Here is a 16,196-nt window from a genome sequence, read left to right as displayed (position 1 = left end):
TCCGAAGTTACAACAGCTGCGATGCGCGCCAAAGTATAAAGGGAGGCTCACATGGGAATCTACCGCGTGATCCGTTCGGTTTTTTCGTGTCGCATAACCGCCCAATCTGGGACCACGCCACGTCGGTTTACGCCCCCTTGACAATCACGGACTAAATTCCTATTCTCCTCCCCGCTTCCGCCGCATGGGGCGCCATCCGAAGGGTCGGGCGGCGTCGGCGGGGCGCGGTTCGCGGGGACGGGAGGCGACCCTCTCTCGAAACCTCGCGACGTCACGTCGCCGGCGCTGGTCTTCCTTCGTGCGGAAGCCTCGCGAAAGCGAGGCGCGGACCGGGCCGAATATCCGAGGGTGGCGCGGGGATAGACTACCCGAAAGGGGAAAACAACCCTGGCCCCGGAGGCGGCGAACAGGTGAAAAGGCAACCGTGGTCCGGAACGCTCCGGCTCCGACGCTCTCTTCTATTTCCGCGGCCGAATGCGGCGCCGCGGCGTTCCGGACCTCCCATCTCCCGCGCCGGGGCAACGGCGGCGGGGCGCCGGCGCGCGCGTGGAGGACCTTTGCGCGAATGCGGCGGAGGCGGCGAGGGACGACGGCCGATTTCGCTCATCCGCCCAACGCCATCGCGCTTTTTTCTTCCGATTTGCGCGTGGCCGCCCCGAGCCTCGCAAACAACGCCTTGTCGTAGAAACGAAATTCTTCGACCGTCCGGGTGGCGTTTATCCCGAATTGTCTAATGGACCCCCGCCTTCCATTTTCAACATATTCTTTACGTATAGACTCGCAGATCCGCGCGAGCCTCCCCGTGTCGACACAGTGGTTTTTGGCAAAAAACCGTATAACATCGGAAATAAGATATACGCCTCGCTCCGATGTGAGGTCTTCGTAGCGCAATATGAGCCGCTCGCGCGGCCGCTTCGTTCCAAACACCCATTTCGCCAGGAATTTATTATAAATACGAGCCTCTTTTGTCGCAAACTTCTCGAAACTTGTGAATGTATCCGGCTGTCCCTGTTCGATGAACAATTCGAATGCCGAGACGACGGACGGCAGGAACGAGCGATATTGGATGAAGTGAGGATAATCGACCACGATCGGCATCTTCAATAAAAAATCATGATTTTTGCTCAGTTTGATATATTCTCGCCTCGCACATGGCGCCGATTTACAACAATCGCTCGGCGTGTAGAACTCACAATAAGCAAATTCGTTCTCGAAATATTCGTGTAGAACATTCACAACAAGGTGATGCCCGCTTCGCGGCCAGCTGACTCCAACAACATATCTGCATATCGAGTCGCGTCTTGCATCTCCCATTTAAGCCTGCATTGGTCGTGCGCCCGCCGAAGATGTCGAAGGCGTGACGCGATTGGTTTTTTTTCGAGCTAGCAGATTGTCATGAGAGGATCATCGCCAAATTGTTTCTGTCGTTTCTACACAGAATAACATCGTCCGCTCCCTCGTCCGGGCGCTGAAGCGCCGGCGCGAGGACGCGCGATCTCACCCTTCCCGCGCTTTCGCCGGGCCCGAAACCTTAGTAATGTCGCCGCCGACAAGCATGGCCGGCGCGGCGGCGGCCCCAGGCAACGCAACAGAGGAACGGGAAACGTGACGGGAACTCTCGATAAGACCGGCCGGGCGACGGCCAGCGTCAATCTGCTGGCGGGCGAGATCGTCGATCGGCTCGCCGCCGGCGCCGAGCGCTATCGGGTCGCCGTCTCGCGCGGCAGCCTCGGCGAACTGCTCATCGACGCCGGCGCCAAGGTCGCAGGCGGCGTCGACGCCGGCCTTCTGCTCACGGAGATCTGCCTCGGCGGCCTCGGCAAGGTCACGCTCGCTCCCGCTCCGGGCCAAACCAACTGGCCGTTCTGGCTCACCGTCACCAGCAACGATCCGGTCGTGGCGTGTCTCGCCAGCCAATATGCCGGCTGGAGCCTCTCCCACGAAAAATTCTTCGCGCTCGGCTCCGGCCCCGGCCGCTCGCTCGCCCGCAAGGAGCCGCTGTTCCAGGAGCTGCCTTACGAAGATTCCGCGAGCCGCGCGACCATCGTGCTCGAGGCCGGCGCCCCGCCGCCGGAGCCCGTCGTCGCCAAGGTCGCCGAGAGCTGCGGCGTGTCGCCGGACAAGCTCGCTTTTATCTATGCGCCGACGCAGAGCCTCGCCGGCAGCGTGCAGGTGGTCGGCCGCGTGCTCGAGGTGGCGCTGCACAAGGCGCATGAGCTGAAGTTTCCGCTCGAGCATATCGTCGACGGCATCGCCACGGCGCCTTTGTCGCCGCCGCATCCCGATTTCGTTACGGCCATGGGCCGCACCAATGACGCGATCATCTATTCCGGCCGCGCTCATCTCTTCGTGCGCGGCTCGGCCGAGGCGGCGAAGGCGCTCGCGGAAAAGCTGCCGAGCTCCAACTCGCGGGATTATGGTCGGCCTTTCGCGGAGATTTTCAAAGCGTATAAGGGCGACTTCTACAAGATCGACCCGAGCCTGTTCTCGCCCGCCGAGGCGATCGTGACGGCGGTCGAGACAGGCGAGACGTTCCGTGCCGGCGCCATTGACGAAAAACTGCTCGACGCCTCTTTCGGCTGACCCCGCGCGCCCCACTGCGGGCGCGCCGCATATCGCGATCTTCACCGACGAGCTCGACTGGCATGTCGAGCGCTTGCGCAAGGGTTTCGCGCGCCATGGCGCGCGCGCGACGCCGGTGCGTCTCTCGTCCTGCAAGATCGACACGACGCGCGCGCACGGCCTCGCCATTCCGGGCTTCCACGGGAGGCTGCCGGACGCCGCCGTCGTGCGCGCGATCGGCGACGGCTCGCTGGAGGCGATCACGTTGCGGCTCGGCGTGCTGCATGCGCTCGGCGCGCTCGGCGTTCCGCTCGTCAACAGCGCGCGCGCCATCGAGCGCTGCACCGATAAATCCACCGCGAGCTTCCTGCTCGCGCAGGCGCGCATTCCGACGCCCGCGACCTTCGTCGCCGGCTCGCGCGCGGAAGCGCTGCGCATCATGCGCAATGAGGCGCCGCGTGGGCCGCTGGTGGTCAAGCCGCTGTTCGGCGCGCAGGGCTGGGGCCTGAAGCTGCTGCATCGCGAGGAGGATCTGCCGACGGAGGAGGAAGCGCGCGGCGTGTTCTATCTGCAGCGCTTCGTGCCGCCGCGCGATGTCTGGTACGAGGACATGCGCATTCTCGTCTCGCATGGCGAGGCGATCGGCGCGATGCGGCGACGTTCGCGGCGCTGGATCACCAATGTGCGCCAGGGCGCGAAGCCGATGGCCTGCGAGCCGACGCCGCGCGAGCGCGAGCTCGCTCTGCGCGCCTCCGCCGCGCTCGGCGCCGATTTTTCCGGCGTCGACATCATCAGCGGCGCCGATGGTCTGCCGATGGTGCTCGAGGTCAACAGCATGGCGGGCTGGAGCGGTTTGCAGAGCGTCACGCCCTTCCCCATCGCCGAGCGCGTCGCCGGCGATATTTTGAGGGCGATCACGGCGCGCCGTGCGCATGGTTGACGCTGCGCAGGTCGGCCGGGCCTTCGTCGCAGCCTGCGAGGCCGAGCTCGCGGCGCCCAAGCCTGGCAATGTCCATATATATGCGGACGGCCATGGCATGGAGGCGCGGCATTTCATCGACAGCGCCCAGGCGGCCGCGCCGCATCTTTGCGCGGAGGGGGCGAGCGTCGGCCGCCGCATCTTCGCCGCCATCGAAGCGACATGGGCGCGCGTCCACTGCAACACCAATCTCGGCATTATACTCTTATGCGCGCCGCTCGCTCATGCGGCGCAGCGCTCAGGACCCGGCGGCTTGCGCGAGAAGCTCGGCGCGACGCTGGCCGCGCTCGATCGAGACGACGCCGATCTCGCCTTTCGCGCCATTGCGCTGGCGTCTCCCGCCGGGCTCGGCGCGAGCGCGGAGCATGATGTGCGGGCGCCGGCGATGGTCGGACTCGGCGAGGCGATGGCGCTCGCCGCGCCGCGCGACCGTGTCGCGCATCAATATGTCACCGGCTACGCCGACATTTTCGAGCTCGGGCAGGAGACGATCGCACGCGCGCGCGCGCGCGGCGATGACGGTCCGATGACGACTCTGCGATTGTTCATGGCCTTCGCGAGTCGATTTCCCGACAGCCATATCGCGCGCAAATTCGGCGTCGACGCTGCGCGCTTCGTCATGGAGCGGATGGCGGAGACAGCCTCGCGTCTCGAGACGATCGATGAAAGAGACGCGGCGTTCGCGCTGGCGCTGGAATTCGATCGTGTTTTAAAAAAAATCGAGTATAATCCAGGAACCAGCGCCGATCTCACAGTCGCGGCGCTTTTTGCCGATTCTCTTCTCTCCATCTTGCCGAACGTTCACAAAAATGGTTGAGTTCGCGCCGCGCGAGATGGTCTCGCGACCGGCTCGACCGGCTCGGCCTCGTTTTGGCCTGACGCTCGTCGAGAATTGGGGAGGCGCCCGCGCCGGCAGCCGCGTGGGCGAATATCGAGTTTATCGAAAGGAAGAACCATGGCCCTGATCAACAAGCTCCTGGTCGGCGAGTCGCTCGTCGGCGAAGGCAACGAAGTCGCCCACATCGACCTGCTGATGGGACCGCGCGGCAGCGCCGCCGAGACGGCTTTCGCCAACGCCCTCGTCAACAACAAGGACGGCTTCACGACCCTGCTCGCGGTCGTGGCCCCGAACCTGCCCTGCAAGCCGAACACGATCCTGTTCAACAAGGTGACGATCAAGAACGCCAAGCAGGCCGTTCAGATGTTCGGCCCGGCGCAGGCCGGCGTCGCCAAGGCCGTCGCCGATTCGGTCGCCGAGGGCGTGATCCCGCTCGCCGAGGCCGACGACATCTTCATCTGCGTCGGCGTGTTCATCCACTGGGAAGCCAACGACGACAAGAAGATCCAGGAATTCAACTATACGGCGACGAAGGAGTCGATCGCGCGCGCCATCAAGGGCGAGCCGAAGGCCGCCGAGGTCGTCGAGAAGCGCAACGAAGTGAAGCATCCTTTCGGCGCCTGAGCCGGCTTTCCGTCGCGGCGAAACGTCGGCGCAATAGCGCCGGCGCGTCGCCGTGCGAGAGCGCGACGCGTCGCGTTGTTTCGGGAAGCCGCTCGCCGGCTTCCCGTCGTCGACCAGACTGCGGACGGTTCGAAACCGGGTCGGCGTCATTCCAGTCGGCTTCCTGACGGGAAGTTGCAGCGAGACAGGGGAGGCCTCGCGCAGGCCGCGAGAAGCGCCGCGAAGGCGTCAACAAGAGAACCGAAAGGAAATCGAATATGGCCTCGATACTGGACAAGATTCTCGGCGCCTTGTTTCCCAAGGCCGCGGGCGCGGCCACGCCGAAGGTGATGGTCGGCGAGTCGCTGGTCGGCGAGGGCAATGAGGTCGCGCATATCGATCTGCTGATGGGTCCGCGCGGCAGCTCGGCCGAGACCGCATTCGCCAACGCCCTCGTCAACAACAAGGACGGCTTCACCACCCTGCTCGCCGTCGTCGCGCCGAACCTGCTCGTGAAGCCCTACACGATCCTGTTCAACAAGGTGACGATCAAGAACGCCAAGCAGGCGGTGCAGATGTTCGGCCCGGCGCAGTACGGCGTCGCCAAGGCCGTCGCCGACAGCGTCGCGGAAGGCGTGATCCCGATGGCGCAGGCCGACGACCTCTTCATCTCGGTCGGCGTGTTCATTCATTGGGAAGCCAATGACGACCAGAAGATTCAGGACTTCAACTATCGCGCGACGAAGGAAGCGATCGCCCGCGCGATGGCCGGCGATCCGACCGCCTCTCGCGTGCTCTCCGAGCGCGTCACGGCCAAGCATCCCTTCGCCGCCGCCGACTGAGCGAATCGTTTCATCGCTTCGACCAAAGAGGAGCCGCCCGCTGTGCGGCTCCTTTTCTATTGATCAAAGCCCGGCAAAACGGCGCAAATCCGCAACCGACAAACGCCCGTCGTGCAGCGCCGAAGCGACGAGAGCGCCCGCGGCGCCGGCCTCGGCGAGCCGGTCGAGATCATACGCATCGCGCACGCCGCCCGCCGCGAAGAGACGGCGCCCCTCCGCCACGCGCGACAAGCGCGAGATCAGCTCGACATCGGGGCCTTCGAAAGAGCCGACGCGCGCCAGAGTCATGGCGATGACATCACGCGGCCACAGGCGCACATCGTCCAATAGCGCGGGCGGCCCGAGAAAGCGGCCGCCGCGGAAATCGAGCGAGAGAACGGCCTCCGCATCGATGCGCGGCGCGTCGCCCGCGGGAAGACTCTCGCTGCCGATCACCGGCCGGACGCCCGCCGCGCACAGCGCCGCGATTCGATTCGCATCTGCGGAGCCGTCGTCGACCCACAAGGCGATCTGCGGAAAAGCGTGCGCGAGCGCTGCGAGCGTCTCGCCATGGCCGGGGCGGCCCTCGATCGCGTCGAGATCGGCGACATAGAGAATCGGAAAATCGAACAGGCGGAAAAATCCTGCGACGACATCCCGCGCCGCGCTCGAGGCGGCGAGTGGCGAGACGATGGGCGCATAGTCGGCGCGCTCGCCGCGAACAGCGCGCACCACGCGTCCGCCCTTCAGATCGATGACCGGAATGATCTGCATGAGGCGCCATATAGCGGCGCCCGCGTGCGGAAGGAAAGGCGCGTCGAACCGCCCACGACGCGCATTCCATTCGCGCCCATGCATTCCCGGCCTTCCGCCGGCGCGTGCTGAGCCGCACATTTTTCACGAGCGACTCCAACTAGATCTCCGCCATCGACGACGCGGCGCCGGCCGCTCCAAAAGACAACAGGAGACAAAAATGCTCGCTTCCTTCGCTTCCAAGAACCTCCGCTCCGCTCTGCTCGCGATCCTGCCCTGCGCCATCGCGGCTCCCGCTCTCGCGGCTTCGCCCGTCACCTATGTCTCGGCGAGTGGCTCCGACTCCGGCGGCTGCGCGACCGCCGCCTCCGCTTGCCGCACCTTCGCTTATGCGATCGGCCAGACCTCCGCGGGTGGCGACATGAAGGCGATCGACGCCGGCGACTTCGGCCCCTTCACCATCAACAAGGCGATCTCCGTCACCGGCGCGCCCGGCGCCAGCGCCGGCCAGAGCGGCCCCTTCGACGTGATCACCGTCGCCGCCGCCGTGACCGACTCCGTCAACATCAGCGGCCTCGTCATCCAGGGCCTGAACAACACCGGCTACATCGGCGTGAAGGTCAACTCCGCTGGCCTCGTGACGATCAAGAACTGCCATCTGCGCAATCTCAAGGGCAATGGCGTCTTCATCCAGGCGTCCGGCGCCGTCGGCGGCAAGGTGCGCTATCTGATCGAGGACACGACGATCGCCAAGGTGGCCGGCCACGGCATCTCGCTCAGCGCCATCAACAATGTGGCCGACGGCGTCATCAATCGCGTGTCGATCTCGGGCGCCGGATCCGCCGGCATCGCCTCGGAGAAGTTCAGCTATGGCGACGTGACCGACACGACCGTCGTTAACAGCGGCGTCGGCTTCAAGGCCGGATCCGACGGCTGGATCCAGCTCGCCCGCTCCACCGCCACGGCGAACAACACCGGCCTCCTCATCGATCCGAACGCCTATGGGGTGTTCAGCTTCGGCAATAATCTCATCTACCACAACGGCTCGAACATCTCCGGCGGCGTCCCCACCGTGCTGCAACTCAAGTGAACCGAGGCATTCGGACGAGGCTCGGCGTCACGCCGGATCGCGCTGCAATCCCTTCCCCGGCGACGCGCCCCTTGGCGCGTCGCCCATTCGCTCCAGATAGACGGCACGCCACAATGAGGCGGCCGCCGCGATGATCCGATTGGACGAGGTCAGCAAATCCTATGGCGGCGCCCTCGCTGTCGATCGGGTCACGCTGACCTTCGAAGCCGGCCGCACGACGGCGCTGATAGGCTCCTCGGGATCGGGCAAATCCACGCTGCTGTCGCTCATCGTCGGGCTCGAGCCGCCGGACGCCGGAACCATCGAGATCGAGAGCCATCTGCTCTCGCAGAAATCGGCGCCGCATCTGCGCCGGCTGATGGGCTATGTGATCCAGGACGGCGGTCTGTTCCCGCATCTCACCGCGCGGCGCAATATCGAGCTGATGGCGCGCGAGGACGGCTGGTCGGCCGAGCGCCGCGCGGCGCGGCTCGACGAGCTCTGCCGGCTCACGCGTCTTTGCGGCGTCGCGCTCGATCGCTACCCGGCCGAGCTCTCCGGCGGCCAGCGCCAGCGCGTCTCCCTGATGCGCGCGCTGATGCTCGATCCCGACATTCTGCTGATGGACGAGCCTCTGGGCGCGCTCGATCCGCTGATTCGCGCCGATCTGCAGGACGATCTCGCCGCCATCTTCGAGCGGCTGCGCAAGACCGTCGTCATCGTCACGCATGACCTGTCCGAAGCCGCCTTCTTCGCCGAGCGAATCGTGCTGATGAATCACGGCCGCATCGTGCAGACGGGCCGCTTCGCCGATCTCGTCGAGCGGCCGGCGGATGCGTTTGTGACGCGCTTCGTGCGCGCGAGCACGCGGCGGCTCACCGCTACGCCGAGCGATGCGGGGCCGTCGTGAGGAGCGCCTTCGCTGTTGTCGCGGCCCTTGCCCTGCTCTGCGCCTGCGCGCGCGAATCGTTCGATGTGCGAATCGGCTCCAAGACCTTCGTCGAATCGGCGATCGTCGCCGAGATCGCCGCCGATCTCGCCGTGGCCTCCGGCGCCGATGTCGAGCGACGCCTCGGGCTCGGCGGCACGCGCCTGTTGTGGAACGCGCTCATCGCCGGCGAGATCGACGTCTATCCCGAATATACGGGCACGCTGAAGCAGGAGATTCTCGCCGATCAGAACGTCTCGACCGCCGCCGAGATCGAGAACGCTCTCGCCACGCATGGAATCAGGGCGAGCCTGCCGCTCGGCTTCGGCAACAGCTATGCGCTCGGCATGCGCCGCGATCGCGCCGAAGCCTTGCGCATCGCGTCTATTTCGGATCTCGCGCGCCGCACGGAATTGAGCTTCGGCCTCAGTCAGGAGTTTCTGGCCCGCGCCGACGGCTGGCCCGCATTGGCCCTGGCCTATGGGCTCGATCCCGACACGGTGCGCGGGCTCGATCATCACCTCGCCTATAAGGGTCTGATCGACGGCTCCATCGATGTGATGGACCTCTATACGACCGATCCCGAATTCGCCGATCGGCGCATTCTCGTGCTCGACGACGACCGGCGCTTCTTCATCGAGAATCGCGCCGTTCTGCTCTATCGCGCCGATCTCGCGCAGCGCGCGCCGAAAGCGCTCGCGGCCATGCTGCGGCTCGAAGGGCGCATCGAGACTTCGGCCATGATCGCGATGAATGTCGCCGTGAAGACGGGGCTGCGCAGCGAGCGCGAGGCGGCGGCGAATTTCGTCGCGAAACAGTTCGGCGTCATTGCGTCCCTGCCCTCGCGCGGCCTCGCCGAGCGCGTGTGGCGGCGCACGCTGGAGCATATCTTTCTCGTCGGCGTCTCGCTCGCCGCAGCCGCCGCCGTCGCTCTGCCGCTCGGCGTGATGGCGGCGCGGCGCCCGCGGCTCGGACGCATCACGCTCGCCGCGGCGGGGCTGCTGCAGACGATTCCGTCATTGGCGCTGCTCGTCTTCATGATCCCGCTGCTCGGCCTCGGCGCGGCGCCGGCGATCGTCGCGCTGTTCCTCTACAGCCTGCTGCCGATCCTGCGGAACGTCGCGACAGGCGTTTCCGGCATTCCCGCCTCGATCCGCAATTCGGCGATCGTCCTCGGACTCTCGCCCTGGCGCCGACTGCTGCTGGTCGAGCTGCCCATGGCCTCGCGCGCCATTCTCGCCGGCCTCGAGACCGCGGCGATCATCAATATCGGCACGGCGACGCTCGGCGCGCTGATCGGCGCCGGCGGCTATGGCGAGCCGATCTTCACCGGCGTGCGGCTCGACAATATGGGGCTCATTCTGGAGGGCGCCGTTCCGGCGGCGCTGATGGCGCTCGCGGCGCAGGGAGTTTTCGCGCTGGCGGAGGCGTGGCTCGTGCCGCGGGGGCTGCGATTAAGGACAGGCGGTTGAAGCGCCGTCATCATGAGGAGCGCAGCGACGAAGCAATCCAGGATTACGCTTGAAAGATTGCTCCGCCTTCGGTTCGCAGCGTCGTAGGCGTCACTCCTTCGGAAAATCCAGCCGCATCTCCCGGTATCGCTCTGGATCGTCCGCCCAGTTCTCGCGCACTTTCACGAACAGGAAGAGATGCACCTTCTGCTCGGCGGCCTCCTGGATCTCGTGGCGCGCCGCTTGGCCGATCGCCTTGATCGTGCGGCCGCCCTCGCCGATCACGATCTTCTTCTGCCCGTCGCGCGTGACATAGATCGTCTGCTCGATGCGCGCCGAGCCGTCCTTCTGATTTTGCCAGGACTCGGTCTCGACCGTCGATTGATAGGGCAATTCGTCGTGCAGCCGCTCGAAGATTTTTTCGCGCGTGATCTCGGCGGCGAGGAGACGAAGCGGCGCGTCGGAGAGCTGATCTTCCGGATAGAGCCAGGGCGACGGCTTCATCATCGACGCGAGCTTGGCGAGGAGATCCGGCACGCCGTCGCCATTGAGCGCGGAGATCATATAGGTCTCGGCGAAATCCGCCTGTCGCGTCACCGCCGCCGTCAAGCCCAGCAGCGATTCTCGCGGCACGACGTCGACCTTGTTGAGCACGAGAATCTTCGGCGCCGAGAGCTCGTTCAGCTTGGCGATGATTTCTTCCACTTCCGCGTCGAGGCCGCGACGCGCGTCGATCAGCAGCACCACCGCATCGGCGTCGCCGGCGCCCGAGAGCGCGCTCGCCACCATCGCCCGCTCCAGCCGGCGCTTGGGCGCGAAAATGCCCGGCGTGTCGACGAGGATGATCTGCGATTCGCCGGAGATGGCGATGCCGCGCACGAGGGCGCGCGTCGTCTGCGCCTTGCGTGAGACGATCGACACTTTGGCGCCGACGAGCTGATTGAGCAGCGTCGATTTTCCGGCGTTGGGCGCGCCGACCAGCGCGACGAAGCCGCAGCGGGTGTCGCTCGCTCCAGAGGGCGAGTCGTGAGGGAGTTGTTCCGATGTCATCACGTCCCTTCCCGTTCTATGCCTTCGCGATCGAGAAAGGCCTGCGCCGCCGATTGCTCGGCGACGCGCTTGGAGGCGCCGCCGCCTTCGGCCGGAACGAAGCCTTCGACCACCACCTCGACCTTGAAGAAGGGCGCGTGGTCGGGTCCGCTGCGCGATGTCATCCTGTAGCACGGCGTCGGCAGGCGCCGCGCCTGCGCCCATTCCTGCAGCGAGGTCTTGGCGTCGCGCAAGCGCCGGCCCTGCGTCTGCATGCGGGCGCCGAAGGCCTCGCGCACCACGGCCTCGGCCGCCGCCGCGCCGCCGTCGAGATAGACCGCGCCGATGATCGCCTCACACATATCGCCCAATATGGCGCGCTTCTTCCGTCCGCCGGTCTGCGCCTCGCCGTCGCCGAGCCGCATGAACGGGCCGACGCCCCAGCGCTCCGCCACCTCGGCGCAGGACTCCTTGCGCACGAGATCGGCGAGGCGCCGCGACAATTCGCCTTCGCTCTCCGCTGGAAAGGTCTCGTAGAGCAAATGGGCGACAACGACGCCGAGCACGCGGTCGCCCAGAAATTCGAGACGTTCGTAAGACTCCGTCCGCGCCGTCGAGCCGCTGACATGGGTGAGCGCATGCTCGAGCAGGCCGCGGTTCACGAAACCGTGACCGACGCTCGCCTCCAGCGCTTCGAGATCCTTGCGGCCGGACGACCCCATCTTTCCGGCGCGTCAATGCGCCGGCTGGAACAGCCGGCTCCACCGCACCGACCAGGGCCAGCGCCAGAAGGCGAGCGCATATTCGTCCTTGTGCACCGAGAAGAAGATGATCTCGGCGCGGCCGACCAGATTCTCGAACGGCACATAGCCGACGCCGCCTTCATCGGCCGCGAAGCGCGAGTCGGTGGAGTTGTCGCGATTGTCGCCCATCATGAAATAATGATTCGGCGGCACGACGAAGAGCTCGGTGTTGTCCTTGTAGCCGTGGTCGCCCTCGATCTCGATGATCGTATGGACGACGCCGCCCGGCAGCGTCTCGGTATAGGTCGGCACCTCGACCTCGCGCCCGTCGCGACCCTCCTGGCGCTCCTTGGCCTTGGGCTCGCGCGGCACGATCTCGCCATTGATGTAGAGGCGGCCGTCGATCATCTGGATGCGGTCGCCGGGCAGGCCGATGACGCGCTTGATGTAATCGGTCTCGTTGTCGCGTGGCAGCTTGAACACGACGACGTCGCCGCGCTTGGGCTCCGAGCCCATCACGCGGCCGGAGACGAGATCGAGCCGCCAGTCGACGACCGGAACCGAGGGCAGCGAGAAATTGGAATAGCCATAGGCGTATTTGGAGACGAACACATAATCGCCGATCAAGAGCGTCGGGATCATCGAGCCCGAGGGAATGTTGAAGGGCTGGAAGAGCAGAGTGCGAATGACCAGCGCGATGATCAGCGCCTGGACGATCACCTTGATCGTCTCGAGCAAACCCCCTTCGTCGCGCCGTTCCGCGACCGAGACGTTCCTGGTCAAGCTGCGTCACTCCCTCTTGGCCGAAGGCCGCTCGTTCGGTCGTGTTGATTGAAGGGCGAACCTGAAGGGCCCGCCGTCTCCCGCTCTATCACGTCACCGCCTCGATGAGAACCTGGGCCTGCGCGAGCGGATATTCGTCGGTCAGAGTCAAATGAATGACGATTTTCGCGCCCTGCGGCGCGAGCTCGGCGAGGCGCTCGGCGGCGCCGCCGGTCAGCTCCACGGTCGGCTTGCCGGAGGGCAGATTGACGACGCCCATCGTCTTCCAGCCGACGCCGTCCTTTATGCCGGTGCCGAGCGCCTTGGCGCAAGCCTCCTTGGCGGCGAAGCGCTTGGCGTAGGAGGCCGCGCGCGACGCCCGCCCATCGGATTTGGCGCGCTCGACATCGGTGAAGCAGCGGCGCGTGAAGCGCTCGCCATAGCGCTCCAGCGCCTCCTCGATGCGGCGGATGTCGCAGAGATCGCTGCCGAAGCCGATGATCATGAAGCGGCCGTGCCTTCGTCGATCGCCCGGCGCATCTGCCGGATCGAATCGGAAAGGCCGACGAACACCGCCTCGCCGATGAGGAAATGGCCGATGTTGAGCTCCACGATCTGCGGCAGGCCGGCGATGCGCCGCGCCGTCGCATAATCGAGCCCATGGCCGGCGTGGCATTCTATGCCGCGTTCCGCCGTATGCGCCGCGGCGGCGACGATGCGCGCATATTCGCGCTCGGCCAGCGCCGCGTCGCCGATCTCGACCGCATGGCACCAGGCGCCCGTGTGCAGCTCGACCACGGGGGCGCGGATCGAGGCGGCGGCGTCGATGGCGGCGGGATTGGGCTCGATGAACAGAGAGACGCGAATATGGGCGCGGTTCAGCTCGTCGACGAAGGGAACGAGATGGTCGTGGCCGCCGAAGACGTCGAGCCCGCCCTCGGTGGTGCGCTCGGTGCGCCGCTCGGGCACGAGGCAGACCGCGTGCGGCTGCGTCTTCAACGCGATGTCGAGCATCTGCTCGGTCGCCGCCATCTCGAAATTGAGCGGCTTGGAGATGCTCGCCTTCAGCCGCGCCATGTCCTCGTCGCGAATATGACGGCGATCCTCACGCAGATGCGCGGTGATGCCGTCGGCGCCGGCCTCGATGGCGAGCAGCGCCGCGCGAATGGGATCGGGCGCAAGACCGCCGCGCGCATTGCGGATGGTGGCGACATGGTCGACGTTCACGCCGAGGCGAATGTGACGTGTCATCTCGAGGGCTCACCCATTGACGCGCTCGACCTTGCTGACCAGAGCGCTGGCGCGAAGGCGGGCGATGATGTCGTTCAAATGCTTGAGGTCGGCGACCTCGAGGTCGAATCGCATCTCGCGGAAGTCGGGAGAATGGACGCTGAACGAGACATTGTCGATATTGGCGCCCGCCTCGCCGATCACCGTGGCGAGCGCTCCGAGCGTGCCGGGCTCGTTGATCGCAGTGACGAGAAGCGTGGCGGGGAACAGCTCGCGGCTCTCGGGATCGATGTCCCAGCGCACATCGAGCCAGCGGTCGGGCTGATCGTCGAAGGCGGTGAGCGCCGGCGATTGAATGGGATAGATGGTGATGCCCTCGCCGGGCGTCAGAATGCCGACGATGCGGTCGCCCGGCACGGCGCCGCCCTCGGGCGCGAAGCGCACCGGCACGTCGCCGCGCAGGCCGCGAATCGGTATGGCGCTCGTCTCGTCGGCGCCGCCCGGCGCCTTGAACACGACATTGACATTCGACTTCATGCCGAACCAGCCCGGCTCGCCGGGCTCGAGCCGCGTCAACGGCGCCGGCTGCTTGCGCTCCTCGGTGAAATCCGGATGCACGGCCTTCACCACATCGCCCGAATAGATCTCGCCGCGGCCCACAGCGGCGAAGGCGTCGTCGAGCGAGGGGCGCGCGAGCCGCGGCAGCGCCGCCTTCAGCTTGTCGTCGGAATAGGGCCGCCCGGCGCGCTCGAAAGCGCGCGCGACGATCTGCCGGCCGAGCCCCGCATATTGCCGGCGCACAGCCTCGCGCGTCGCGCGGCGGATCGCCGCCCGCGCCTTGCCGGTGACGACGAGCGATTCCCAGGCGGCCGGCGGCACATGGCCTTCGGCGCGGATGATCTCGACCTCGTCGCCGTTCTGCAGTTGCGACAGCACCGGCGAGATGCGTCCGTTGAGCTTGCAGCCGACCGCCGAATTGCCGACGAGCGTATGCACGGCATAGGCGAAATCGATCGGCGTCGCGCCGCGCGGCAGAGCGATGAGCCCGCCCTTGGGCGTGAAGCAGAACACCTGATCCTGGAACAATTCGAGCCGCGTATGCTCGAGGAACTCGTCCGGACTATCGCCATGGGCGAGCAGGTCGAGCGTGTCCTGCAGCCATTTGAAGGCGCGGCTCTCCTTGGCCAGCTCCTCCTTGCCCTCGACGCTGGCGCTGTCCTTGTAGAGCGCATGGGCGGCGATGCCGAAACGGGCGATCTCGTGCATTTCGGCGGTGCGGATCTGCAATTCGACGCGCTGATGCCCAGGACCGATCACCGTCGTGTGGATCGAACGATAGTCGTTCTGCTTGGGCGTCGAGATATAATCCTTGAACCGTCCCGGCACGCTCGGCCATTTCGTATGGACGATGCCGAGCGCGCGATAGCAGTCCTCGACCTCGTCGACGATGATGCGAAAGCCGAAAATGTCGGAGAGCTGCTCGAAGGCGATGGATTTGCGCTCCATCTTGCGCCAGATCGAGAATGGCGCCTTCTGCCGCCCGGTGACCGCGGCGTGAATGCCGCGCTTGGAAAACTCCTCGGTCAGCTCCTTCTCGATGCGCTTGATGATGCGGCCGTTCTTGGCGCGCAATTCATGCAGGCGCGTCTCGATGGCGAGATAGGCCTCGGGCGTCAGATGGCGGAAGGCGAGGCCCTCCAATTCCTCACGCAGGCGCTGCATGCCCATGCGGCCGGCGAGCGGCGCATAGATGTCGAGCGTCTCCTGCGCGATGCGGGCGCGCTTCTCCAGCGGCACGAAATGCAGCGTGCGCATATTGTGCAGCCGATCGGCGAGCTTCACCAGCAGCACGCGCACATCCTCGGAGACGGCGAGCAGCAGCTTGCGGAAATTCTCGCCCTGCGCCGCCTTCTTCGAGACGAGGTCGAGCTTCTCGATCTTGGTGAGGCCGTCGACCAGCTTGCGAATCTGCGGGCCGAACAGGCGCTCGATCTCGTCGAGCGTCGAGCTCGTGTCCTCGACGGTGTCGTGCAGCACGGCGGCGACGATGGTCGCGTCGTCGAGCTTCAGATCGGTGAGGATCGCCGCGACCTCGAGCGGATGCGAGAAATAGGGATCGCCCGAGGCGCGGGTCTGCTGTCCATGCGCCTTCATGGCGTAGACATAGGCTCGGTTGAGCAGGTCCTCGTCGACCTTGGGATTATATTTGCGAACCCGTTCGACGAGCTCGTACTGGCGCATCATCGGCGTCGACCAACGATCATATCTGTCGGACCGTCGGCGGCCTGTCGGAACTCTCGAGAATGGAGGGGAAGCGAGCAAGGCGCCGAGCCGGCCCGGGGCCGCGTTCGCCTTCAATCTAGACCAGCTCGCTCGCCGTCTCCAGCGCCATATGCGCCGGAACGCCAGAAATCAGGGACGAGCGCGG

16 protein-coding genes are annotated in these 16,196 nt (G+C 65.8%); 8 read left to right on the top strand and 8 right to left on the bottom strand.

The genetic code is table 11. The features are described from left to right. Window positions 1-603 precede the first annotated feature (603 nt). On the bottom strand, window positions 604-1,089 hold the full coding sequence (locus CQW49_RS13535) for a hypothetical protein (RefSeq protein ID WP_155931266.1): 486 nt from the start codon (window positions 1,087-1,089) through the stop codon (window positions 604-606). 516 nt (window positions 1,090-1,605) lie between these two features. On the opposite strand from CQW49_RS13535, the gene mch reads away from it, so the two are divergent. The 5 genes from mch to fae (CQW49_RS13510) all read left to right on the top strand — a co-directional run bounded on the left by mch (window position 1,606) and on the right by fae (CQW49_RS13510) (window position 5,824). Further along, entirely contained in the window at window positions 1,606-2,583 is a 978-nt protein-coding gene (gene mch / locus CQW49_RS13530; RefSeq protein ID WP_003608953.1) for a methenyltetrahydromethanopterin cyclohydrolase, read from the top strand. Beyond that, entirely contained in the window at window positions 2,537-3,502 is a 966-nt protein-coding gene (locus CQW49_RS13525) for a RimK family alpha-L-glutamate ligase (protein ID WP_003608955.1), read from the top strand. Before mch ends, CQW49_RS13525 begins: the two co-directional genes overlap by 47 nt. Continuing rightward, window positions 3,495-4,358: a triphosphoribosyl-dephospho-CoA synthase gene (locus CQW49_RS13520; protein ID WP_003608957.1), complete on the top strand. Its 864-nt coding sequence runs from the start codon at window positions 3,495-3,497 to the stop codon at window positions 4,356-4,358. The genes CQW49_RS13525 and CQW49_RS13520 overlap by 8 nt, the downstream gene beginning before the upstream one ends. Window positions 4,359-4,496: 138 nt before the next feature. Next, window positions 4,497-5,003: a formaldehyde-activating enzyme gene (gene fae / locus CQW49_RS13515; protein WP_003608959.1), complete on the top strand. Its 507-nt coding sequence runs from the start codon at window positions 4,497-4,499 to the stop codon at window positions 5,001-5,003. 257 nt (window positions 5,004-5,260) lie between these two features. Beyond that, window positions 5,261-5,824 carry a formaldehyde-activating enzyme gene (gene fae / locus CQW49_RS13510; RefSeq protein WP_003608961.1) on the top strand — a complete coding sequence of 188 codons (564 nt, stop codon included), beginning with the start codon at window positions 5,261-5,263 and terminating at the stop codon, window positions 5,822-5,824. 63 nt (window positions 5,825-5,887) lie between these two features. On the opposite strand, the gene CQW49_RS13505 is transcribed toward fae (CQW49_RS13510), so the two are convergent. After that, a complete protein-coding gene (locus CQW49_RS13505; protein WP_024749706.1) occupies window positions 5,888-6,577 on the bottom strand; it encodes a HisA/HisF-related TIM barrel protein in 690 nt (229 codons plus the stop codon). 199 nt (window positions 6,578-6,776) lie between these two features. On the opposite strand from CQW49_RS13505, the gene CQW49_RS13500 reads away from it, so the two are divergent. The 3 genes from CQW49_RS13500 (at window position 6,777) to CQW49_RS13490 (ending at window position 10,025) form a co-directional block, all read left to right on the top strand. Continuing rightward, window positions 6,777-7,646: a right-handed parallel beta-helix repeat-containing protein gene (locus tag CQW49_RS13500; RefSeq protein WP_003608966.1), complete on the top strand. Its 870-nt coding sequence runs from the start codon at window positions 6,777-6,779 to the stop codon at window positions 7,644-7,646. A gap of 130 nt (window positions 7,647-7,776) precedes the next feature. After that, the gene (locus tag CQW49_RS13495) at window positions 7,777-8,535 is read left to right on the top strand and encodes an ATP-binding cassette domain-containing protein (RefSeq protein WP_003608968.1); all 759 of its coding nucleotides are present in this window, start codon (window positions 7,777-7,779) and stop codon (window positions 8,533-8,535) included. A 65-nt stretch (window positions 8,536-8,600) separates the two neighbouring features. Then, window positions 8,601-10,025 carry an ABC transporter permease/substrate-binding protein gene (locus CQW49_RS13490; RefSeq protein WP_244441305.1) on the top strand — a complete coding sequence of 475 codons (1,425 nt, stop codon included), beginning with the start codon at window positions 8,601-8,603 and terminating at the stop codon, window positions 10,023-10,025. A gap of 90 nt (window positions 10,026-10,115) precedes the next feature. Here the strand turns inward: CQW49_RS13490 and era are convergent, their stop codons facing one another. The 6 genes from era to CQW49_RS13460 form a co-directional block, all read right to left on the bottom strand. Beyond that, window positions 10,116-11,054: a GTPase Era gene (gene era, locus CQW49_RS13485; RefSeq protein WP_003608971.1), complete on the bottom strand. Its 939-nt coding sequence runs from the start codon at window positions 11,052-11,054 to the stop codon at window positions 10,116-10,118. Next, a complete protein-coding gene (gene rnc, locus CQW49_RS13480; RefSeq protein ID WP_003608973.1) occupies window positions 11,054-11,755 on the bottom strand; it encodes a ribonuclease III in 702 nt (233 codons plus the stop codon). Before rnc ends, era begins: the two co-directional genes overlap by 1 nt. Window positions 11,756-11,767: 12 nt before the next feature. Beyond that, the gene (gene lepB / locus CQW49_RS13475; protein WP_003608975.1) at window positions 11,768-12,559 is read right to left on the bottom strand and encodes a signal peptidase I; all 792 of its coding nucleotides are present in this window, start codon (window positions 12,557-12,559) and stop codon (window positions 11,768-11,770) included. 88 nt (window positions 12,560-12,647) lie between these two features. Further along, window positions 12,648-13,043 carry a holo-ACP synthase gene (gene acpS / locus CQW49_RS13470; RefSeq protein WP_003608977.1) on the bottom strand — a complete coding sequence of 132 codons (396 nt, stop codon included), beginning with the start codon at window positions 13,041-13,043 and terminating at the stop codon, window positions 12,648-12,650. Then, on the bottom strand, window positions 13,040-13,789 hold the full coding sequence (locus CQW49_RS13465) for a pyridoxine 5'-phosphate synthase (RefSeq protein ID WP_003608979.1): 750 nt from the start codon (window positions 13,787-13,789) through the stop codon (window positions 13,040-13,042). Before CQW49_RS13465 ends, acpS begins: the two co-directional genes overlap by 4 nt. A gap of 9 nt (window positions 13,790-13,798) precedes the next feature. Further along, window positions 13,799-16,012 carry a RelA/SpoT family protein gene (locus tag CQW49_RS13460; RefSeq protein ID WP_003608981.1) on the bottom strand — a complete coding sequence of 738 codons (2,214 nt, stop codon included), beginning with the start codon at window positions 16,010-16,012 and terminating at the stop codon, window positions 13,799-13,801. Window positions 16,013-16,196: the final 184 nt, after the last annotated feature.

The organism is Methylosinus trichosporium OB3b, from assembly GCF_002752655.1.
GTDB classification, from domain to species: domain Bacteria; phylum Pseudomonadota; class Alphaproteobacteria; order Rhizobiales; family Beijerinckiaceae; genus Methylosinus; species Methylosinus trichosporium.
Note: the sequence above shows the minus strand (reverse complement) of the source record. Positions and strands in the feature narration are given on the sequence as shown.